The organism is Streptomyces sp. NPDC030799 (assembly GCF_055572255.1).
Genome location: NZ_JBVIDS010000007.1, coordinates 391,819 through 411,533, shown reverse-complemented (window position 1 = coordinate 411,533; position 19,715 = coordinate 391,819). Strand labels below are relative to the sequence as shown.

The window sequence follows — 19,715 nt, the reverse complement described above, 5'->3', positions numbered from 1 at the left end:
AAAGGGTGTGCGTCAGAGCTTCTCCGGTGTCCGGATGCCCAGCAGGGCCATGCCCTGGTGCAGGGTGCGGGCCGTGATGTCGCAGAGGAACAGGCGGTTCTCCACCTGCGTCGGCGTCTCGGCCTTCAGGACCGGGCACTTGTCGTAGAAGGACGTGTAGAGGGACGCCAGCTGGTAGAGGTACGCGGCCAGCTTGTGCGGGGCGTACTCCGCCGCCGCCTCCGCCACCGTCTGCGCGAACGCGTCGACGTGCAGGCCCAGGGCGCGTTCGGCGTCGGCCAGTGCCAGCTCCGGGTGGGCGGCCGGGCGGGTCTCGCCGGCCTTGCGGAGGATGGACTGGATACGGGCGTAGGCGTACTGCAGGTAGACGGACGTGTCGCCGTTCAGGGAGACCATCTGGTCCAGGTCGAACTTGTAGTCCCGGTTCGCCGACGTCGACAGGTCCGCGTACTTCACCGCGCCGATGCCCACCTGGGCACCCCGCTCGGCGATCTCCTCCTCGGACAGGTCCTGGGCCTTCTCGCGCACGACGGCCGAGGCGCGGTCGATCGCCTCGTCGAGGAGGTCGACCAGACGGACCGTCTCGCCCTCACGGGTCTTGAACGGCTTGCCGTCCTTGCCGAGGACCGTGCCGAACGCCAGCTGCACCGCCGTGACGTCCTCGCCCAGCCAGCCGGCCCTCCGCGCCGTCTCGAAGACCATCCGGAAGTGCAGGGCCTGACGGGCGTCCACCACGTACAGGAGCGTGTTCGCCTTGAGGTTGAAGACACGGTCGCGGATCGCGGAGAGGTCGGTGGCGGCATAGCCGTAGCCGCCGTCGGACTTCTGGACGATCAGCGGGACCGGGTTGCCGTCCGGGCCCTTGATGTCCTCGAAGAAGACGCAGAGGGCGCCCTCGCTGCGGACCGCCACTCCCGACTCCTCCAGGAGGCGGCAGGTCTCGGCCAGCATGTCGTTGTAACCCGACTCGCCGACGATGTCGGGGTCCCGGATCTCCATGTCCAGCTTCTCGAAGACGGAGAAGAAGTAGATCTTCGACTCGTCGACGAACTTCTGCCACATGGCGAGCGTGTCCGGGTCGCCGGCCTGCAGGTCGACCACCCGGCGGCGGGCGCGCGTCTTGAACTCCTCGTCGGAGTCGAATTTCTTCCGCGCGGCCTTGTAGAGGCGGTCGAGGTTCGACATCGCCTCCTCACCCGTCACCCGGGCGTCCTTGTGGTCCAGCTCGTGCGGGTGCTCGTCCAGGTACTGGATGAGCATGCCGAACTGGGTGCCCCAGTCGCCGATGTGGTGGCGGCGGACCACGTTCTCACCGGTGAACTCGAGAAGCTGGACGACGGAGTCGCCGATCACCGCCGAGCGGAGGTGGCCGACGTGCATCTCCTTCGCCACGTTCGGCTGGGCGTAGTCGATCACCGTCGTACCGGGGTGCTCGACGTACGGCACGCCCAGGCGGCCCGTCTCGTCCGCGTACCGCGCGGCGAGGTTCCCGGTGATCGCCCTGTCCGAGACCGTGATGTTGAGGAAGCCGGGCCCCGAGACCTCGACGTCCTGGATCAGCTCGTCGCCGGTGACCACCTGGGAGACGACCTGCGTCGCCAGCTCCCGAGGGTTCGCCTTCGCCTTCTTGGCCAGCGCCAGGATCCCGTTGGCCTGGAAGTCGGCCCGGTCGCTTCGTCGCAGCAGCGGGTCCGCGCCGGCGGCCTCGGGCAGGGTGGCCGAGAGGGCGGACGTCAGGTGCTGCTGGACGGAATCGCTGAGGGACGTGACCGAGGCCATAGGAATGGGTGCCGTTCTCCTCGTGGGGATGGACAGTCCCAGCCAGTATCCCACGGCGGGTAAAGCCGTTTTCGCGGGCGCGAGCCGGTCTGTGAGAATGGAGTGTCACCCCGATCAGACGGAGTGCCACCCCGTTCAGAAAGAAGGACGTGCCGATCGTGGCTCAGAGCACCGAGACCACCGACTGGGTCTCCCGTTTCGCGGATGAGGTCATCGAGGAATCGGAGCGCCGGGCCCCGGGCAAACCGGTCGTCGTCGCGTCCGGTCTCTCCCCCTCCGGCCCGATCCACCTGGGCAACCTCCGCGAGGTCATGACCCCGCACCTGGTCGCCGACGAGATCCGCCGCCGCGGGTACCAGGTCCGGCATCTGATCTCCTGGGACGACTACGACCGCTACCGCAAGGTCCCGGCCGGCGTCGCGGGCGTCGACGAGTCCTGGGCCGAGCACATCGGCAAGCCGCTGACCTCGGTGCCGGCGCCGAAGGGGTCGTCGTACCCGAACTGGGCCGAGCACTTCAAGGCCGCGATGATCGCCTCGCTCGCCGAGCTGGGTGTCGAGTTCGACGGGATCAGCCAGACCGCGCAGTACACCTCCGGGACCTACCGCGAGCAGATCCTGCACGCCATGAAGCACCGCGGGGACATCGACGCGATCCTCGCCCAGTACCGCACGAAGAAGGCCCCGAAGAAGCAGCAGCAGAAGGCCGTCGACGAGGCCGAGCTGGAGGCCGAGGAGGGCTCGGGCGCGGCGAGCGAGGACGACGGCTCCTCCGGCTCCGCCGGGTACTTCCCGTACAAGCCGTACTGCGGCAGCTGCGACAAGGACCTGACCACCGTCACCTCCTACGACGACGACAGCACCGAGCTGTCGTACACATGCACCGCGTGCGGCTTCGCCGAGACCGTCCGGCTCAGCGAGTTCAACCGCGGCAAGCTGGTCTGGAAGGTCGACTGGCCGATGCGCTGGGCGTACGAGGGCGTGATCTTCGAGCCGAGCGGTGTCGACCACTCCTCGCCCGGGTCGAGCTTCCAGGTCGGCGGTCAGATCGTCGGGATCTTCGGCGGCAAGCAGCCGATCGGGCCCATGTACGCCTTCGTGGGCATCTCCGGCATGGCGAAGATGTCCTCGTCGCGTGGTGGTGTCCCGACCCCGGCCGACGCGCTGAAGATCATGGAACCGCAGATCCTGCGCTGGCTCTACGCCCGCCGCAGGCCCAACCAGTCCTTCAAGATCGCCTTCGACCAGGAGATCCAGCGGCTGTACGACGAGTGGGACAAGCTCGCCGGGAAGGTGGCCGACGGCTCCGCGCTGCCGGCCGACGTCGCCGCGTACACCCGCGCGGTGGGTACGGCCGCCGGTGAGCTGCCGAAGACGCCGCGTCCACTGCCGTACCGCACGCTCGCGTCCGTCGCCGACATCACCGCCGGCCACGAGGACCAGGCCCTGCGCATCCTCTCCGAGCTGGACCCGGAGCAGCCGCTGGCCTCCCTGGACGAGGCCCGGCCGCGCTACGACAAGGCCGAGGCGTGGATCAACACGCACGTGCCCGCCGACCAGCGGACCATCGTGCGCGACGAGCCCGACGCCGAGCTGCTGAAGTCCCTCGACGAGGCGTCCCAGCAGTCGGTACGGCTGCTGCTCGACGGGCTCGCCGAGCACTGGTCGCTCGACGGCCTGACCCACCTCGTGTACGGCGTCCCGAAGGTGCAGGCCGGGTTCCCGGCCGACGCCACGCCCAAGGAGCTGCCGCCGGAGATCAAGACGGCCCAGCGGTCGTTCTTCGCGCTGCTGTACCACCTGCTGGTCGGGCGGGACACGGGACCGCGGCTGCCTACGCTGCTGCTGGCGGTGGGGCAGGACCGGGTCCGCAGGCTGCTCGGGGAGTAGGAGCCCGTAGGAGACCGCGTAAGCAAAAAGGGGCCCTCCGTGATGGAGGGCCCCTTTTTCATGCCGTTACGCGATGTGGTTCTCTTCCAGTTCCGCGTTGAAGCGGTTGGTGAAACGTTTGACCATGCGGTCGGCCTCCCGTGCGGGGAGCTTGAGGCTGTACGTCGCCTCCACGGCCTCGCTGAACTGGTGCGGGGTGGGGAAGCTGCCGTCGATCGACTGGCGGAAGACCTGGTAGTAGGCCTCCTCGTCCGGCTCCGGGGGGCCGCCGCCCTCGCCCAGTTCGCGGGTGCGGTTGGGGCCCACCGGAATGGGGAAGCTGCCGGTCTCCTCCGGGGAGGGCTGCTGGAACTGCTCCGGGGGCTGCTCCTCGTACCACTCCCCGTACTGCTCCTCGGGGGCGTACTGGGGCTCCTGCATCATCGGGTCGTAGGTGGGGTCGTAGCCACCGTGGTACTCGATCTCGCGCTGGGCCTGGAACCAGGGGCTCTGCTCGTCCACAGGAGGTTCTTCGGGGCGCTGTTCGCCGGGAGGTGCGGCTGCGCCCACCCGTGCCGCCCTGGCGGCCCGACTGCCCGCAGCGGCGGCGGTGGCGTCGGCCGCCGCCAGCTGCGGCTGCTGCGACACGGGCGGCAGCAGGGCCGGCTCGATGCCCGCCGCCGCCAGGCCCGCCGGTGCCGTTTCCGCCAGGGGCACGCCGTAGCGGGCCAGGCGCAGCGGCATCAGGGACTCCACCGGAGCCTTGCGGCGCCAAGCCCTGCCGAAGCGGCTTCGCAGCCTGGCCTGGTAGACGAGACGTTCCTGCTCCAGCTTGATCACCTGGTCGTAGGAGCGCAGCTCCCACAGCTTCATCCGGCGCCAGAGGAGGAACGTGGGGACCGGGGAGAGAAGCCAGCGGGTGAGACGGACACCCTCCATGTGCTTGTCGGCCGTGATGTCGGCTATGCGGCCGATCGCGTGCCGGGCCGCCTCCACCGCGACCACGAACAGCACCGGGATCACCGCGTGCATGCCCACACCCAGCGGGTCGGGCCAGGCCGCGGCGCCGTTGAACGCGATCGTCGCCGCCGTCAGCAGCCACGCCGTCTGACGCAGCAGCGGGAAGGGGATGCGGATCCAGGTCAGCAGCAGGTCCAGGGACAGCAGGACACAGATACCCGCGTCGATGCCGACCGGGAAGACGTAGGAGAAGTTCCCGAAGCCCTTCTTGAGGGCCAGAGCCCGGACGGCTGCGTAGGAACCGGCGAAGCCGATGCCGGCGATGATCAAGGCGCCGGTCACGACCACGCCGATGAGAACGCGGTGCATCCGAGTCAGCTGCAGTGGCGCGGCCACTCGTACTCCCCTCCCCTTGCCTGTTGTTGCGCGCAACAGGGTGGCACACGTGTACGGGGAACGTCGTACCGGTCAGGACTTCGGGCCTCCGCTCAGTCCTTCTTGGCGGCCGACTTGGACGGAGAAGCGCTGGAAGGGACCGACTTGGACGGCGACTTCGAAGGGGACTTCGACGCCGACTGCGACGGGGAGGCCGGGGCCTTCGAGGCAGAACCGGCCGAGGAGCCGCCGTTCGCGGACGTCACCGACCCGACCGCCTCCTTGACCGCCGCCTGCGCGGCCTTCGTCAGATCGTCGGCGTCCGGGGTCTTCTCGCCCGCGAGACCGGCGCCGTTGTAGTCGAGCGTGACCACCACGTTCTCGACCCGCGCGACCACCGTCTGCTGCTTGAAGAGACCCTCCTTCTTCTTCAGGTCGTAGCGCACGGCCGTCGCCTCCGCACCCGTGCCGGACAGCGGGATCTCCTTGGTGTTCTTCGCGCCGTCCACCCCCTCGGCATCCTTGACCTGCTGGCCGAAGTACGTGTGGGCCTGAGCGTCACCGGCGCCGCGCGCGGTGTCCGAGTCGAAGCGGAGCAGGGAGACGTTCAGCCAGCGGAACTGCGAGCCCTTCACGCCGTTGTTGTCCAGGCTGCTCCAGGAGCAGGAGGCACGCGACGACGGATCGTCCGAACTGCCCTTCTTGCCCGACGAGGCACCCTTCGGCACCAGATCCGTGAGGGTCTTCTTCGACAGCACCGCGCACGCGTCGGGAAGCTTCTTGTACGCCGCCGCCCGCACGGTCGGCGAGGCGCTCACCGACGGCGTCGCGCTGCCGCCCGCGGACTGCTGCGCACTGCTGGCGGCGCCCTTGTCCTTGGAGTCGTCCGAGCCCGACGAACAGGCGGCGGTGATCAGTACCGCCGGAACGGCTGCCGCGCAGAGAAGAACACGGCGAAGGCGCTTGGCTCGCTGGTGACGCTGGGCACGGTCGTCTCGCTGGGCTACTCGCTGCATGGTTCCTTCACTCATGACGCTCGGTGGTCGTGCGGGTTGGTTCCTGCGGGGCCACGGTACGCGGTGAAGGAGCTGTGCGGTTTCCGTCCGGGCACTTCGCGGACGGCGGGGCGAGCGGCTGCGGGGGCCGTCATCCGCCCAGCGTGTCGGCCAGTTGAGAAGCCAGATTACGGGCCCTGTCCTGCATTTCCTTGCTGTCGGGGACCGTTCCGGTGGCCGTCGGCTGCTCCTCGTACTGGAGGGTGACGATGACGTTGGACGTGCGGAACACCACAGTCACCGTCCGCGGCTCGGCGGTCGAACCGGACGAGTCGAGCTGGTCGTCCAGATACGCCTCGTCACCGAGGTCGGACAGCACCCGCGGCTGCAGATCGGCCGCGGAGGCGGTGTCGGAGGGCGAGGAACCGGAGGCGGAGGCGGCGCCGCTCGCGGAGGAAGAGGCGGAGGTGGAGGCGGAGGCGGACGAGGAGGGGGACGCGGGAGCGCCACCGGACCCGGACCTGGAACCGGACGCGGACGGCGAGGCCGTGGATGTCGCCGTCCCGCTCGCCGCCGGGGTGCTGCCCGGGTCGGGGAGGTCGGCCGCCGTCTCCTTGTCCTCGAACAGCTGCTGCGCCTGGTCGTCGTCGCTGACCGCGTTGTCGTACGACACCACACGCTCGAAGTCGACCGAGAGGCGGTCGGTGGCGTTCGCGGACTCCACCTTCCAGTGGCAGCCGACCTTGCGGTCGGTGTCGTAGGTGAGCTCGGCCTCGCCCTGGTAGGCCTTGTCCCGCTGGACGGGGTCGGTGATCTGCGTGACACCCGGCAGCAGCGAGTCGAGGGCGTCATGGCCGACCGCGCGGCAGGGTTCGGGGAGGGTGCGGTACTTGCCGGGCTGGGCGGCCGCCGTGGCGGTGCCGGCCTCGCCCGGATTGGCGTTGTCCGCGGGGCTGTCGCCGCCCGAGCCGCTCGTGCAGCTGGCCAGCAGCGCCACCAGGAGGGCGGCGGTGCCGGTTACGTACGCCTTCCGCTGCACGGTCGGGCTCCTCTCGGGTGTGCGCTCGCTCGGTGCTCCAGTGTCCCCGCTGGTTATTCGCTTGCCGCAGCGGGGCGCCCCCTGGAGACAATGTGTATCGCACGCACTGCTGTGGCCGCCGGTCCCTTGTCCCTTTTCATAGACCTTGGCGCCGCTTTTGCGTTTTGTTGCCTATGAGGCTCATGAGCGTCTTGCTGTCGTTTTCGGGGGAATGAGGAACATATGTCGTACGTGGAGATACCGGGCGCGAAGATCCCGATCCGGATGTGGACGGACCCCGCGACGGTCGAGGACGTGGCCCTGCACCAGCTCCAGAACGTGGCGACCCTGCCGTGGATCAAGGGCCTGGCCGTGATGCCGGACGTCCACTACGGCAAGGGCGCGACGGTCGGCTCGGTCATCGCCATGCAGGGCGCGGTGTGCCCGGCGGCGGTGGGGGTGGACATCGGGTGCGGCATGTCGGCGGTGAGGACGTCGCTGACGGCCAATGATCTGCCGGGCGATCTGTCGCGGCTGCGGTCGAAGATCGAGCAGGCGATTCCGGTGGGGCGGGGGATGCATGAGGATCCCGTGGGGCCGGGAGACTTCCACGGGCTTGCCACGGCCGGGTGGGACGACTTCTGGGGACGGTTCGACGGAGTGGCCGAATCGGTCAGATTCCGTCGGGAGCGTGCCTGGAAGCAGATGGGAACGCTCGGAAGCGGAAACCACTTCATCGAGATCTGCACGGACACGACCGGTGCCGTGTGGCTCATGCTCCACTCCGGCTCCCGCAACATCGGCAAGGAACTGGCCGAGCACCACATCGGCGTGGCCCAGAAGCTCCCGCACAACCAGGGCCTGGTCGACCGTGACCTGGCGGTCTTCGTCTCGGACACCCCGCAGATGGCGGCCTACCGCAACGACCTGTTCTGGGCGCAGGAGTACGCCAGGAACAACCGCACCCTGATGATGGCGCTGCTGAAGGACGTCATCCGCAAGGAGTTCAAGAAGGCCAGGCCGGCCTTCGAGCGGGAGATCTCGTGCCACCACAACTACGTGGCGGAGGAGCGGTACGAGGGCATGGACCTGCTCGTCACCCGCAAGGGCGCGATCCGGGCCGGTTCCGGCGAGTACGGGATCATCCCGGGCTCCATGGGTACCGGTTCGTACATCGTGAAGGGGCTCGGCAACGAGCTGTCCTTCAACTCGGCCTCGCACGGCGCCGGCCGGCGGATGAGCCGTAACGCTGCGAAGAAGCGTTTCTCGACGAGGGACCTGGAGGAGCAGACCCGGGGCGTGGAGTGCCGCAAGGACTCCGGCGTCGTGGACGAGATCCCGGGCGCCTACAAGTCGATCGACCAGGTCATCGACCAGCAGCGGGACCTCGTCGAGGTCGTCGCGAAGCTCAAGCAGGTGGTGTGCGTGAAGGGCTGACGTACGGTCAGTGACCGTGCCGGACGGCATAGATCATCACGAACGCCACGATGTGGATGCCGAAGAGGAAGTAGCCCAGCAAGTACCAGACCTTGCGTTCGTCCTTGGTTTCCTGGGCCAGGCGGCGCCTCTCCAGGGACTCGGGGGAGTTGTCCTCGGGCATCAGAGTTCGCGGTGGACCTTCGTGTTGGACGCCTGGGCGCGGGGGCGGAGGACGAGGAGGTCGATGTTGACGTGGCTGGGACGGGTGACCGCCCAGGTGATGGTCTCGGCCACGTCGTCCGCCGTGAGGGGCTCGGCGACGCCCTGGTAGACCTTCTCCGCCCGCTCCTTGTCGCCGGCGAAGCGGGTCAGGGCGAACTCCTCCGTCTTGACCATGCCGGGTGCGATCTCGACGACGCGGACCGGCTGGCCGACGATCTCCAGGCGGAGGGTCTCGGCGAGGACGTGCGCGCCGTGCTTGGCGGCGACATAGCCGGCGCCGCCCTCGTACGTGCTGAGCCCGGCGGTGGAGGACACGACGACGATCACGCCGTCGCCGCTCGCCACCAGTTTCGGCAGCAGGGCCTGGGTGAGGTTCAGGGTGCCGATGACGTTCGTCTCGTACATCGTGCGCCAGTCCGCCGGGTCGCCGGTGGCCACCGGGTCCGCGCCGAGGGCGCCGCCCGCGTTGTTGACCAGGACGCCGATCGTCTGGAACGCCGTGGCGAACTCGTCCACCGCCGCGCGGTCGGTCACGTCCAGCTGGTAGGCCACGGCCGAGTGGCCCGCCTTGGTCAGCTCCTCCGCCAGCGCCTCGATACGGTCCTTGCGGCGGGCGGTGAGGACGACGCGGTAGCCGGCCTCCGCGAGCTGCCGGGCCGTGGCGGCGCCGATACCGCTGCTCGCGCCGGTGACGACGGCGATGCGGGAGGCGGGGGTCATGGGCAGCTCCTGTGATCCGGTGGCGCGAACAGAACGGCTCCGTCCAGCGTAAGTGAGGCTCAACCGCCGTTCCTCGGCGCCCACATGATCACGGCCATGCCGGCGAGGCAGATCAGTGCGCCGGTGATGTCGTAGCGGTCGGGGCGGTAGCCGTCGGCGATGACGCCCCACAGGAGCGAGCCCGCCACGAAGATCCCGCCGTACGCCGCCAGGATGCGGCCGAAGTGGGCGTCCGGCTGGAACGTGGCGACGAAGCCGTACACGCCGAGGGCCAGGACGCCGCCGGTCGTCCACAGCCAGCCACGGTGCTCGCGCACGCCCTGCCAGACCAGCCAGGCGCCGCCGATCTCGAAGAGGGCCGCGACGACGAAGAGGGCGGCGGAGCGGAGGATCGACATGGGCAGCAGCTTGGCACGGGCGGCGGAGGGCGGGTCACCTGGCGGGCGGCACCTCGCGGCGAAGGGCCGGCCGGAGGTGCTCGTCCTGGACGCGGGGACGCGTGCGGGTTCTGCGCCGCCGGGGTGCGGGGCTCAGGCGGTGTCCTTGGCGTCGTAGCGCTCGCGGGCCGCTCGGACCTCCTCGAAGTGGGTCTCCGCCCAGTCCTTCACCGCGGTCAGCAGGCAGGCGAGGCTGGTGCCGAGCGGGGTGAGTGCGTAGTCGACGCGGACCGGGACGGACGGGGTGACCGCGCGGCTGACGAGGCCGTCCCGCTCCAGGGCGCGCAGGGTCTGGGTGAGCATCTTGGGGCTGACGCCCGCGATCCTGCGGCCGAGGTCGCTGTAGCGCTGGGGGCCGGCGGAGAGGGCGGCGACGACGAGGCTGACCCACTTGTCGCTGAGCCGTCCGAGGAGCTGGTTGGTGGGGCAGTCGCGCAGGAAGGCGTCGTAGTCGGCGCGGGCCTGTTCGCGTCGCTGGGCTGCCGTCATGGTCGTCATGGGCTGTCTCCTCGGGGTCGGTTACGCACTTCGAGGTAACTACTTACCGATGGATAGTAGCTCTCCTAGAGTTGGTGCTGCGAGCGGGAAAGCGGCTCGCGAGACATCAAGTCCTTTGAGTTCCAGGAGAGTTGTCATGCGTGCGGTGGTTGTGAAGTCGTTCGGTGGTCCGGAGGTCGTGGAGATCGCGGACGTGCCGCTGCCGGAACCCGCGGCGGGGCAGGTGCGGATCAAGGTGGCGGCTGGTGCGCTGAACCCGGTGGACGCGGCCACCCGTGCCGGTCTCTTCGGCGGGGCCGGCAAGACGCTCGGGCTGGGCTGGGACGTGGCCGGCACGGTGGACGCGGTGGGGGTGGCCGCCGCCTGGCAGGTCGGTGACCCGGTGGTGGCGCTGGTGCCGGGAGTGGCCGACCCGCTGGGCGCGCACGCCGAGTACGTCGTCGTCCCCGCGGATGCCGTGGCCCAGGCGCCGGCCTCGGTGGACCAGGTGCATGCGGGCACCCTGCCGCTGAACGGGCTGACCGCGCTGCAGGCCCTGGACCTGCTGGATCTCGCGCCGGGTGCGTCCTTGCTGGTGACCGGTGCGGCGGGCGCGGTCGGCGGGTTCGCCGTGCAGCTGGCCGCCCGCCGGGGGATCGAGGTCACCGGGCAGGCGCGCGCGGGCGACGAGGAGCTGGTGCGCTCGCTGGGGGCCGCGCACTTCACGGCCGACGGGGTCGAGCCGGGCGGTGTGGACGCGGTGCTGGACGCGGCGGTGCTCGGCGAGCCGGCCCTGAAGTGGGTGCGGGACGGGGGTGTGTACATCGGGGTCCGGCCGGGTGTGCAGCCCGGTGCGGTGCGCGGGGTGCGTACCGACGCGGTGGAGGTCCGCCCGGACGGGGCGCAGCTGGCGGAGCTGGTTCGGCTGGTGGACGAGGGGGTGCTGACCCTGCGGGTGGCGCAGACGTACGCCCTGAAGGATGCGGCCGAGGCGCATGCCCGGCTGGCCGGGGGCGGGGTGCGGGGGCGGCTGGTGCTGGTGCCCTGAGGCGATCCGGGTGGGGTCGGCGACGTCACGCCGGCCCGCGGGGCGGACACCCCGGCGGGTTCGAGGGAGTGTCCTTCGAGGAGCGGCCGGCGACACTCGGTGAGAAGACGGTAGAACCCGGGGCCGGGTTGCCCCTGTGACGGTGAGAGGCCGGTAAAAAGGGTGATCGTAGGCCCACTCGCCCCGGCCGAACCGCCGGAGGCCTTGGCAGACTGGGAGCGTGCCCCAGACTGTGCTGCTCGCTGAAGACGACCGTGCCATCCGCCATGCCCTGGAGCGTGCTCTGACCCTGGAAGGGTACGAGGTGACGGCGGTGGCCGACGGCGTCGAGGCGCTGGCACAGGCCCACAAGACCCCGCCGGACGTCCTCGTGCTCGACGTGATGATGCCGGGCATCGACGGGCTCCAGGTGTGCCGGGTGCTGCGCGCCGAGGGCAACCGTACGCCGATCCTCATGCTCACCGCCCTCGTCGAGACCGCCGACCGCATCGCGGGCCTGGACGCCGGCGCCGACGACTACGTGGTCAAGCCGTTCGACGTCGAGGAGGTCTTCGCCCGGCTGCGCGCCCTGCTGCGCCGGACCAGCCCGGTCCCCGCGGCCGGCGGCAACGGCGGCGGGGGCGGCGTCGAGACCGGCGGCCGGGACGTCCAGCTGCCCGACCGGCAGGTGGAGGCCGCCGGCATCCGTATGGACCTGCAGGCCCGCCGGGCCTGGCGCGGCAAGCGCGAGCTGGAGCTGACCCGCACCGAGTTCGAGCTGCTGGAACTGCTCGTGCGCAACGCCGGCATCGTGCTCGACCACTCGACGATCTACGACCGGATCTGGGGTTACGACTTCGGGCCCGGCTCCAAGAACCTCGCCGTGTACGTCGGCTACCTGCGCCGCAAGCTGGACGAGCCCGGCGCCCCGCAGCTGATCCACACCGTGCGGGGCGTGGGTTACGTGCTCCGGGAGGACTAGGTGGGCCGGCTGCGGCGGCTGTCGGCCCGGCGCCGGCCCAAGCTGGTCTCCCTGCGCACCACCTTCGCCGTGTCGTTCGCGGCTGTCACCGCGGCCGTCACGATCCTCGTCGGCATCCTGTCGTACGGCTCCGCCGCGCGGCTGGTCCGGGTCGACCAGCAGTCGGTGTTCAGCCAGGTCGTGCAGGACGTGCGGGACGAGGTGCGGCAGCACGAGATGGTCCCGGAGGACTTCTCCTCCTCCCGTCCCGGGCACGACCTGGTCCGGCCCGCCCGCACCGATGTGCAGGTGCTCGGCGCGCAGGGCCAGATCGTCGACCACGGCAACCCGAGTCTGCCCGTGACCTCCCGCGACAAGGCCATGGCGCTCGCGGTGACGGCCGGGAAGGTGGTCGAGCACAAGGACGTACGGGTCGACGAGGACCTGTTCCGCATCGCCACCGTCTCGCTCGGCGACGGGCGGGGCGCGGTGCAGGTCGCGCAGGAGTTCAGCGACACCGAGGACCTGCTGCGGGCGTTGCAGCAGCGCACGCTGATCCTGATGGCGGCGGTCGTGGTGGCGGCCGGTCTGTTCGGGTGGTGGCTGGCCCGCCGGATCACCCGGCGCCTGGTGATCCTCACCTCCGCGGCGGAGGACGTGGCCCGCACCCGCCAGCTGGGCATCGAGGTGCCGGTCGCGGGCCTGGACGAGGTGGGCCGGCTCGGGCGTGCCTTCGACCGGATGCTGGGCCGGCTCGCCCAGTCCGAGGAGGACCAGCGGCGGCTGGTGCAGGACGCGGGGCACGAACTGCGCACCCCGCTGACGTCGCTGCGTACGAACATCTCGCTGCTCCGCCGGATCGACGAGCTGCCCCCCGCCACACGGGAGGAACTGGTCGCCGACCTCGGCCAGGAGGCACGGGAACTGACCGACCTGGTCAACGAGCTGGTCGACCTCGCCGCCGGGCAGTCCGACACCGAGCCGCCGCAGCGCGTGGACCTCGCCGACATCGCCGAGGACGTCGTGGGGCTGGCCAAACGCCGTACCGGGCGGGAGATCGTGCTGCACACGAGCGGCGACACGACGACCGACGGGCGGCCCGGGATGCTGCAGCGGGCCATGTCCAACCTGGTGGAGAACGCCGCCAAGTTCGACCGGGACGGGAAGGCGCCCATCGAGGTCCGCATCAGCGGGCCGGCCCGGCCGGGCACCGTGCGGGTGGAGGTGCGGGACCGGGGGCCCGGGATCGCCGAGGGCGACCTGATCCGCATCTTCGACCGCTTCTACCGCGCCGCCGACGCGAGGTCCCTGCCGGGGTCGGGGCTGGGGTTGTCGATCGTCAGGGAGGTCGCCATGGCGCACGGGGGAGCGCCGTTCGCCTCTCGGCGGGAGGGCGGCGGAGCGGTGATCGGCTTCACCGTGGGCGGATGAGCGCCCCGCGCCCCCGGGGCACTGCGGCCGCCGCACCGCCCACGCCTCGTAGCCTGCGGTACCCCTTCCTACGGCCGGCGTCCGCCGCCCATGCCCGGCAGTTCGAGGAAGCCCTCCGCCCGGGCGCTCGCCAGGCCGATTCTCGGGATGTCGCTGCTCTTGGCGAACAGCAGGAAGCGGGGTTCCCAGACCGGGCGGTACTTGGCGTTGGCCCGGTACAGGGACTCGATCTGCCACCAGCGGGAGAAGAAGGTGAGGGTGGAGCGCCACAGGCGCAGGACGGGGCCCGCGCCGAGGCGGGCGCCGCGTTCGAAGACCGAGCGGAACATCGCGAAGTTCAGCGACACCCGCTTGATGCCCAACTCCTTTGCGCGCAGCAGGAGTTCCACGACCATGTACTCCATCAGGCCGTTCTCGCAGTCACGGTCGCGGCGCATCAGGTCCAGGGACAGGCCGTGCTCGCCCCACGGGACGAAGCTGAGCAGGGCACGCGGCTCGTCGTCCGCGTCACGGCACTCCAGCATCACGCAGCGGCCGTCCGCCGGGTCGCCGAGGCGGCCCAGGGCCATGGAGAAGCCGCGCTCGGTGGCGCCGTCACGCCAGCGGTCGGCGCGGTCGATCAGGAGGGCCAGCTCGTCGGCGGGGATGTCCTCGTGGCGGCGGATGCGGACCGTGTACCCGGCCCGCTTGACCCGGTTGTGGGCCTGGCGGACCACGCGCATGGCGCGGCCCTCAAGGGTGAATTCGGCGATGTCCACGATCGCTTCGTCGCCGAGTTCGAGCGCGTCCAGGCCGTGCCGGGCGTAGATCGTGCCGGCCTCCTCGCTCGCGCCCATGACGGCCGGGGTCCAGGCGTGCCGGCGGGCCTCGCTGAGCCAGGCGTCGATGGCGCCGGGCCAGGCCTCGGGGTCGCCGATCGGGTCCCCGGAGGCGAGGGACACCGCGCCGACGACACGGTAGGTCACGGCGGCCTTGCCGGTGGGGGAGAAGATGGCGGCCTTGTCGCGGCGCAGCGCGAAGTAGCCGAGGGAGTCGCGGGCGCCGTGCTTGTCGAGCAGCGCGCGCAGTTTCTCCTCGTCGTCGGAGGTGAGCAGCCGGCGACCGCGCGGGGAGCGGAAGCAGGCGTACAGGACCAGGCAGAAGGCCGCGGCGAGCAGGATGTTGATGATGATGTCGGCCCAGCGGGGCGCGTGCACGGAGTCGACCCGGTCGGCGAGTGGGCCGACGCTGATGCCGCGCAGCAGGGTGTAGGCCAGCTCGTCGAACAGGGTCGCGCCGGTCAGGCTGTTGGTGGCGTGCACGAGCAGGGTACCGAGCCCGCCGGTCACCAGGATGCCGCCGGCGCCGACGGCCAGTGCGAGCTTGGGGTTGGACGGGTCGCCGACGGCGTTGAACTCCCGGCGGCCGATCAGCAGCGCGGCCACGAAGAGGCCGGTGAGGGCGGTGGAGACCCAGTTGAAGGCGTGGTCGCGGAACGGGTGCTGGGTGAGGGCGAGGACGTAGAGCACGAAGAGGGGGCCGGCGAGCAGTATGTTCACCACCCACCCGGCCCGCTTCCCGCGCCGCATCACCAGCGCCAGGAAGATCGCCGCCGCGGCCGAGGCCAGGCCGGCGGTGGCCAGGTACGGGGTGAAGAACTGGCCGGCGTGGTGGGTGTGCGCGTGCACATGACGGGCGGTGAAGAGCTTGCCGTCGTTGTGTTCTTCCACCTCTTTGCGGAACGGCAGCGACATCACCGCGATGATGTTGAAGACGGCGATCAGCCGCAGGTACCACACGGTGGCGGAGGCCGCCCCCGCGCGCAGCCGGGGGCTGGGGACGGGCATCCGGAAATCGCGGCGTGCACCGCGTTGACCGGGGATCTTCGCGGCGGTCAGGGTCGACTGCTGAGCGGGCATGGTGACTGGTCACCTTGGGTGGGAAGGGACGGGACGGACGCTCACCCTACAGTTTGTAGGGCAGTGTTCCTGTGCACCGGGAGCGTACCGGCATCGGCTCCTGCCCGGCGCCCTCCCCTGCCGCTCCTCTTACCCAACCCCTTCCCGTGCCGCCTCTCTTACCCGGTCCTTGCCCTGTCGCGCCGGGCCGTCACCAGGTGCCAGGCCAGGTTGCCCACCGCCGCTCCGGCCGCGACCGCGGCGACGATCACCCCGCCGGTGGCGAGACCGTCGCTGAACAGGTGCGGGCGCCGGTCGAGGCTGTGCAGACCGAAGCCGCACAGTTCGTACACGCCGACGGCGGCGATGAGGAGGCTGACCGCCAGCAGGGTCAGGGTCGGCGCGAGAGTGCGTGCGCAGACCTCCCCGCCGGCTTCCGTTTCCGTGTCCTGCAAGGCGTCCCCCGATGAACAGACATGTGAACTGGCGCGTGGCCGCCCACGGTTGGGAACCTACGATACGTAGGGTCCGGCTAGGGTCGACGCCGTGCGTATGTACATCAGCGTGGACATGGAAGGCGTCACCGGGCTCGTGGACGCCGACGACGTGCAGCCGGGTGGCCGGGACTACGAGCGCGGCCGTTCCATGATGGCCGAGGATGTGAGCGCGGCCGTGCGGGGCGCGCTGACGGCGGGCGCCGACGACATCCTCGTCAACGACGCCCACGGACCGATGCGCAACCTGCTGCCCGAGGCGCTGCACCCGGCCGCCCGGCTGATACGGGGCAAGCCCAAGCAGATGGGCATGCTGGAGGGCCTGACCGGGGAGTACGACGCCGCGCTGTGCGTCGGCTATCACTCCCGGGCCGGCGCCCCGGGCGTGCTCAGCCACAGCTTCATGGGGCACGAGATCGAGGACATGTGGCTGGACGGCCGGCCGGTCGGCGAGATCGGGCTCGCCCATGCCACGGCGGCGGCCCTGGGGGTGCCCGTGGTGGCCCTCACGGGTGACGACGTGGCGTGCGCGGAGATGACGGCGTGGGACGCCTCCGTCGTCACGGTGCCCGTGAAGTACGCGCACGGCCGGTTCGCCGCCGAACTGCGGCCGCAGGCGGAGGCGCGGAAGGCCATCGAGGAGGGGGTCGCGGCGGCCCTGGACCGGGCCCCGCGCCGCCCCGCGGCCGCAGCCGGAGAGGTCACCCTCGCCGTCCGCTGGCAGTCCGCCTCCGTCGCCGCCACCCTCCTCGGCATCCCGGGCGTGACGGCCGACGACAGCCGTACGATCCGTGCGACCGGCCGGCTCCCCTCTCTCTACCGCCAGTTCTACGTATGGCTGCGGGTGGCCGCCTCGCTCACCAGCCAGGCGCCGTACTGCTAGTGCTCCGGCCCCGGCTGCGTGCCGGCGAGCGTGGACGATGCCCGGCGTGACTCCGCAGGCGGGCCGCCCCAGGTGGCGGTGTGCGCTGGCGCCCTTGCGTGCTCCCTAGAGAGCGGTGGCCTTGACGCGTTCGCGTTCGCGTTCGCGTGCGCGGCGGTCCCGCAACGGCCGGGTGGGACGCCCTGGGGCGGGTCGCTGCTCGGGGCGCTCGGCGCGCTTGGGTGCGCGGCGCTCGGCGCGCTGTTTCCGAGGCGTCGTCGCTGAGCCGTACCCGCCGCCGAGAGCCTCCGGCAAGGGGCCGCTCAGTCCTCCCCGGCCCGCCCCGTGCGGCGGGCGTAGGCGCGGGCCGCGCGGGCGCGGTCGCCGCAGCGGGTGGAGCACCAGTGGCGGCGGCCGTGGCGGAGCAGGTAGCGGTTGCAGGGGGCGGAGCCGCAGGCGGTGAGGCGGTCGGCGTCGGGGCCGGTGAGCAGGTCGGCGGCGTCGGCGGCGAGGGCGGCCAGGGCGTGTTCGAGGATCTGGGTGGTGGGGTGGGAGACGGCGCGGTACAGGCCGCGCACGGGGTCCCAGTGCAGCAGGGGGGTGGCCGGGGCCTTGGTCATCGCCTCGTTGACGGCGGCCAGGGCGCCGGCCGGGGCCGGGTGGCCGTCGACCCGGGACGCGATCAGGGCGCGGACCTGCTCGCGCAGGGAGCGCAGCTGGGCCACGCACATCTCCCGCAGCCCGGCGTCGGCGGGGGCGAGGCCGCGCTCGGCGAGCCAGCGGTTCGCGGCGCCGGGCGTGCCGAGCAGATCGAGGACATGGCCCCCGGGCAGCGCGGGAGCGCTGTTGGCGAGGTCGAGGGCCGGGTGCTGCTCCGCGCCGGGCGCGGGCGCGACGGCCGTCGGTTCCAGGGGCTCGGCGGGCGCGGTCTCCGTCATGAATCTCATGGTACGGCTTGCGTCCATCCGTGAGGTGCGGCTACCGTCTTTCTCACGGATAGGTGTTGTGCCATCCGTGACAACCTTGTGAGGTGCTTTCCCATGTCGTCTCCCCGGCTCCCCGTGCAGGTGTACGGCGGCCCCACCGCGCTCATCGAGTACGGCGGCCTGCGCTTCCTCACCGACCCGACCTTCGACGAGCCCGGCGACTACCCGCTGGGCGGCGGCCGCTTCCTGACCAAGACCGCCGCCTCCCGCACCACCCCGGCCGGCCTCGGCCGCATCGACGTGGTCCTGCTCTCCCACGACGAGCACCCCGACAACCTCGACCGCTCCGGCCGCGCCCTGCTCGCCGACGTGCCGCTGACGCTCACCACGCCGGGCGGCGCCCAGCGGCTCGGGGCCAGGGCCACGGGCCTGGCGGACTGGGTGTCGGTCGAGCTGGACCGGCCGGGCGGCGGCACGGTGACGGTGACCGGTGTACCCGCCGTGCACGGGCCGGGCACCAAGGAGCAGGTCGAGCCGGTCAGCGGCCAGGTCGTCGGCTTCGTCCTGACCGGCGAGGGGCTGCCCACCGTCTACGTCAGCGGTGACAACGCCTCCCTGGAGGCGGTCCGCGAGATCGCCGACCGGTTCGGGCCGGTCGACACCGCGGTGCTGTTCGCGGGGGCGCCCCGCACGGTCCTCTTCGACGGCGCGCTGCTCGTCCTGGACGGCGCCGGCGCCGCCGAGGCCGCCCGTCTCCTCGGCGCCCGCCGGGTGGTCCCCGTCCACTGCGACAGCTGGACCCACTTCACCGAGACGCGCGACGACGTGGTGACGGCATTCGAGAAGGCGGGGCTCGCGGACCGGCTCCAGCTGGACTGACCGCCGCGGGCCAGGGGCGCGCCGAAGGCCCGGCGGCGCGTCAGGACCGTACGGACGACGGTCTGACCCCGAGGACGTCGAGCATCGCCCGGGTGGCCGGGCTCGGGTTGAACCGGCTCCACGCCAGATACTCCAGGCGCCGCGGCCCGTCGGCCACCGGGACCAGGGCCAGTCCGGGGTGGTCGGCGGCGAGCGGGCGGATGAACGCCGACGGCAGCAGCGCGACCCCGAGACCGCGCGCGATCAGCCGGGTGATCAGCTCCACGACACCGGCCTCGTACGCGACGTCGCGGACCAGACCCGCGGCGGCGAACGCCCGGTCGGACTGGGCGCGGGCGGGGGTCCCGGCCACGAAGTCCACGAACGTCTCCCCGGCGATCTCCGCCAGCGTGACCCGGGCGGCGTCCGCCAGCCGGTGTCCGGCCGGTACCGCGAGGACATGCCGGTCGTGATCGAGCACGACGGTCTCCAGCCCGGCCGGCCGCTCGCCCTCCGGCAGACCGAGGAAGGCGATGTCCAGCTCCCCGTCGCGCACCGCCGCCGCCAGCTCGTCGCTGCGTCCGGACCGCAGGACGACCCGGACGTCGGGATGCCGGGCGCGGTACCGCTGCAGCAGTTCGGGTACGTCGACGGCGGCCGTGGTCACGATCACGCCGACGGCGAGCCGCCCGCGCACCACCCCGGTCGCGGCGGCGGCGTCGGCGACCGCACGGTCGGCGGCGGCCAGACACTGACGCGCACCCACGAGGAATGCCGCACCCGCGCCGGTCAGTTCGACCCGGCGGCTGGACCGGGCGAACAGCCGCACCCCCAACTCCCGCTCCAGTGCGGCGATCCGATGGCTCAGCGAGGACTGCACCACCTGACACCGCTCCGCGGCCCGGGTGAAGTTGAGGGTGTCGGCGACGGCGACGACGTAGCGAAGCTGCTGAAGGTCCACGCATCAATCGTCATCATTCATGGCTGCAATGACAACCATGCTTTGGAC

At 71.3% G+C, this 19,715-nt stretch carries 19 protein-coding genes; 7 read left to right on the top strand and 12 right to left on the bottom strand.

What is annotated here, in order from left to right; all coding sequences use genetic code 11:
• Window positions 1-12: 12 nt before the first annotated feature.
• Window positions 13-1,779 carry an arginine--tRNA ligase gene (gene argS, locus ACZ41I_RS20530; RefSeq protein ID WP_399774660.1) on the bottom strand — a complete coding sequence of 589 codons (1,767 nt, stop codon included), beginning with the start codon at window positions 1,777-1,779 and terminating at the stop codon, window positions 13-15.
• Between the two features lie 149 nt (window positions 1,780-1,928).
• Between argS and lysS the strand changes: the two genes are divergently transcribed.
• The gene (gene lysS, locus ACZ41I_RS20525) at window positions 1,929-3,668 is read left to right on the top strand and encodes a lysine--tRNA ligase (RefSeq protein ID WP_399774662.1); all 1,740 of its coding nucleotides are present in this window, start codon (window positions 1,929-1,931) and stop codon (window positions 3,666-3,668) included.
• A gap of 66 nt (window positions 3,669-3,734) precedes the next feature.
• On the opposite strand, the gene ACZ41I_RS20520 is transcribed toward lysS, so the two are convergent.
• The 3 genes from ACZ41I_RS20520 to ACZ41I_RS20510 all read right to left on the bottom strand — a co-directional run bounded on the left by ACZ41I_RS20520 (window position 3,735) and on the right by ACZ41I_RS20510 (window position 7,016).
• Window positions 3,735-4,976 (bottom strand): DUF2637 domain-containing protein, encoded by a 1,242-nt coding sequence (locus ACZ41I_RS20520; protein ID WP_399774885.1) that lies wholly within the window; start codon window positions 4,974-4,976, stop codon window positions 3,735-3,737.
• A 119-nt stretch (window positions 4,977-5,095) separates the two neighbouring features.
• Window positions 5,096-5,998 carry a DUF3558 family protein gene (locus tag ACZ41I_RS20515; protein WP_468514732.1) on the bottom strand — a complete coding sequence of 301 codons (903 nt, stop codon included), beginning with the start codon at window positions 5,996-5,998 and terminating at the stop codon, window positions 5,096-5,098.
• A 130-nt stretch (window positions 5,999-6,128) separates the two neighbouring features.
• Window positions 6,129-7,016 (bottom strand): DUF3558 domain-containing protein, encoded by an 888-nt coding sequence (locus ACZ41I_RS20510; protein ID WP_468514731.1) that lies wholly within the window; start codon window positions 7,014-7,016, stop codon window positions 6,129-6,131.
• Window positions 7,017-7,238: 222 nt separating this feature from the next.
• On the opposite strand from ACZ41I_RS20510, the gene ACZ41I_RS20505 reads away from it, so the two are divergent.
• Entirely contained in the window at window positions 7,239-8,432 is a 1,194-nt protein-coding gene (locus ACZ41I_RS20505) for an RtcB family protein (protein ID WP_399774667.1), read from the top strand.
• A gap of 7 nt (window positions 8,433-8,439) precedes the next feature.
• Here the strand turns inward: ACZ41I_RS20505 and ACZ41I_RS20500 are convergent, their stop codons facing one another.
• From ACZ41I_RS20500 to ACZ41I_RS20485, 4 genes are all read right to left on the bottom strand, one after another.
• Entirely contained in the window at window positions 8,440-8,595 is a 156-nt protein-coding gene (locus ACZ41I_RS20500; RefSeq protein ID WP_399774669.1) for a hypothetical protein, read from the bottom strand.
• Window positions 8,595-9,356: an SDR family oxidoreductase gene (locus tag ACZ41I_RS20495; RefSeq protein WP_363214285.1), complete on the bottom strand. Its 762-nt coding sequence runs from the start codon at window positions 9,354-9,356 to the stop codon at window positions 8,595-8,597. The genes ACZ41I_RS20500 and ACZ41I_RS20495 overlap by 1 nt, the downstream gene beginning before the upstream one ends.
• Window positions 9,357-9,415: 59 nt before the next feature.
• Window positions 9,416-9,754 (bottom strand): YnfA family protein, encoded by a 339-nt coding sequence (locus ACZ41I_RS20490; protein WP_468514730.1) that lies wholly within the window; start codon window positions 9,752-9,754, stop codon window positions 9,416-9,418.
• A 132-nt stretch (window positions 9,755-9,886) separates the two neighbouring features.
• Entirely contained in the window at window positions 9,887-10,291 is a 405-nt protein-coding gene (locus ACZ41I_RS20485) for a winged helix-turn-helix transcriptional regulator (protein WP_468514729.1), read from the bottom strand.
• Window positions 10,292-10,427: 136 nt separating this feature from the next.
• Here ACZ41I_RS20485 and ACZ41I_RS20480 point away from each other — a divergent pair, with 136 nt between their 5' ends.
• The 3 genes from ACZ41I_RS20480 (at window position 10,428) to ACZ41I_RS20470 (ending at window position 13,689) form a co-directional block, all read left to right on the top strand.
• On the top strand, window positions 10,428-11,318 hold the full coding sequence (locus ACZ41I_RS20480) for an NADP-dependent oxidoreductase (RefSeq protein ID WP_468514728.1): 891 nt from the start codon (window positions 10,428-10,430) through the stop codon (window positions 11,316-11,318).
• A gap of 220 nt (window positions 11,319-11,538) precedes the next feature.
• Window positions 11,539-12,279: a response regulator transcription factor gene (locus ACZ41I_RS20475; protein WP_363214281.1), complete on the top strand. Its 741-nt coding sequence runs from the start codon at window positions 11,539-11,541 to the stop codon at window positions 12,277-12,279.
• Entirely contained in the window at window positions 12,280-13,689 is a 1,410-nt protein-coding gene (locus ACZ41I_RS20470) for a sensor histidine kinase (protein WP_468514727.1), read from the top strand.
• A gap of 68 nt (window positions 13,690-13,757) precedes the next feature.
• Here ACZ41I_RS20470 and ACZ41I_RS20465 read toward each other — a convergent pair whose 3' ends face one another.
• A complete protein-coding gene (locus ACZ41I_RS20465) occupies window positions 13,758-15,587 on the bottom strand; it encodes a phosphatidylglycerol lysyltransferase domain-containing protein (protein ID WP_468514726.1) in 1,830 nt (609 codons plus the stop codon).
• Window positions 15,588-15,745: 158 nt separating this feature from the next.
• Window positions 15,746-16,021 carry a hypothetical protein gene (locus ACZ41I_RS20460; RefSeq protein ID WP_363214279.1) on the bottom strand — a complete coding sequence of 92 codons (276 nt, stop codon included), beginning with the start codon at window positions 16,019-16,021 and terminating at the stop codon, window positions 15,746-15,748.
• Window positions 16,022-16,112: 91 nt separating this feature from the next.
• On the opposite strand from ACZ41I_RS20460, the gene ACZ41I_RS20455 reads away from it, so the two are divergent.
• The gene (locus ACZ41I_RS20455) at window positions 16,113-16,943 is read left to right on the top strand and encodes a M55 family metallopeptidase (protein WP_468514725.1); all 831 of its coding nucleotides are present in this window, start codon (window positions 16,113-16,115) and stop codon (window positions 16,941-16,943) included.
• Between the two features lie 302 nt (window positions 16,944-17,245).
• Here the strand turns inward: ACZ41I_RS20455 and ACZ41I_RS20450 are convergent, their stop codons facing one another.
• Window positions 17,246-17,869: a CGNR zinc finger domain-containing protein gene (locus ACZ41I_RS20450; RefSeq protein WP_468514724.1), complete on the bottom strand. Its 624-nt coding sequence runs from the start codon at window positions 17,867-17,869 to the stop codon at window positions 17,246-17,248.
• A 93-nt stretch (window positions 17,870-17,962) separates the two neighbouring features.
• Here ACZ41I_RS20450 and ACZ41I_RS20445 point away from each other — a divergent pair, with 93 nt between their 5' ends.
• Window positions 17,963-18,727, top strand: a complete 765-nt coding sequence (locus ACZ41I_RS20445) for an MBL fold metallo-hydrolase (RefSeq protein WP_468514723.1) — start codon at window positions 17,963-17,965, stop codon at window positions 18,725-18,727.
• Between the two features lie 40 nt (window positions 18,728-18,767).
• Here the strand turns inward: ACZ41I_RS20445 and ACZ41I_RS20440 are convergent, their stop codons facing one another.
• Window positions 18,768-19,667 carry a LysR family transcriptional regulator gene (locus ACZ41I_RS20440; RefSeq protein WP_468514722.1) on the bottom strand — a complete coding sequence of 300 codons (900 nt, stop codon included), beginning with the start codon at window positions 19,665-19,667 and terminating at the stop codon, window positions 18,768-18,770.
• Window positions 19,668-19,715 lie beyond the last annotated feature (48 nt).

What these genes read in the sequence shown, in the direction of transcription:
- ACZ41I_RS20445 (WP_468514723.1), top strand. Translation starts at nt 17,963, where the DNA reads ATGTCGTCTCCCCGGCTCCCCGTGCAGGTGTACGGCGGCCCCACCGCG.
- ACZ41I_RS20485 (WP_468514729.1), bottom strand. Translation starts at nt 10,291, where the DNA reads ATGACGACCATGACGGCAGCCCAGCGACGCGAACAGGCCCGCGCCGAC.
- ACZ41I_RS20520 (WP_399774885.1), bottom strand. Translation starts at nt 4,976, where the DNA reads ATGCACCGCGTTCTCATCGGCGTGGTCGTGACCGGCGCCTTGATCATC.
- ACZ41I_RS20500 (WP_399774669.1), bottom strand. Translation starts at nt 8,595, where the DNA reads ATGCCCGAGGACAACTCCCCCGAGTCCCTGGAGAGGCGCCGCCTGGCC.
- argS (WP_399774660.1), bottom strand. Translation starts at nt 1,779, where the DNA reads ATGGCCTCGGTCACGTCCCTCAGCGATTCCGTCCAGCAGCACCTGACG.
- ACZ41I_RS20490 (WP_468514730.1), bottom strand. Translation starts at nt 9,754, where the DNA reads ATGTCGATCCTCCGCTCCGCCGCCCTCTTCGTCGTCGCGGCCCTCTTC.
- ACZ41I_RS20450 (WP_468514724.1), bottom strand. Translation starts at nt 17,869, where the DNA reads ATGAGATTCATGACGGAGACCGCGCCCGCCGAGCCCCTGGAACCGACG.
- ACZ41I_RS20505 (WP_399774667.1), top strand. Translation starts at nt 7,239, where the DNA reads ATGTCGTACGTGGAGATACCGGGCGCGAAGATCCCGATCCGGATGTGG.
- ACZ41I_RS20515 (WP_468514732.1), bottom strand. Translation starts at nt 5,998, where the DNA reads ATGCAGCGAGTAGCCCAGCGAGACGACCGTGCCCAGCGTCACCAGCGA.
- ACZ41I_RS20465 (WP_468514726.1), bottom strand. Translation starts at nt 15,587, where the DNA reads ATGCCCGCTCAGCAGTCGACCCTGACCGCCGCGAAGATCCCCGGTCAA.
- ACZ41I_RS20480 (WP_468514728.1), top strand. Translation starts at nt 10,428, where the DNA reads ATGCGTGCGGTGGTTGTGAAGTCGTTCGGTGGTCCGGAGGTCGTGGAG.
- ACZ41I_RS20495 (WP_363214285.1), bottom strand. Translation starts at nt 9,356, where the DNA reads ATGACCCCCGCCTCCCGCATCGCCGTCGTCACCGGCGCGAGCAGCGGT.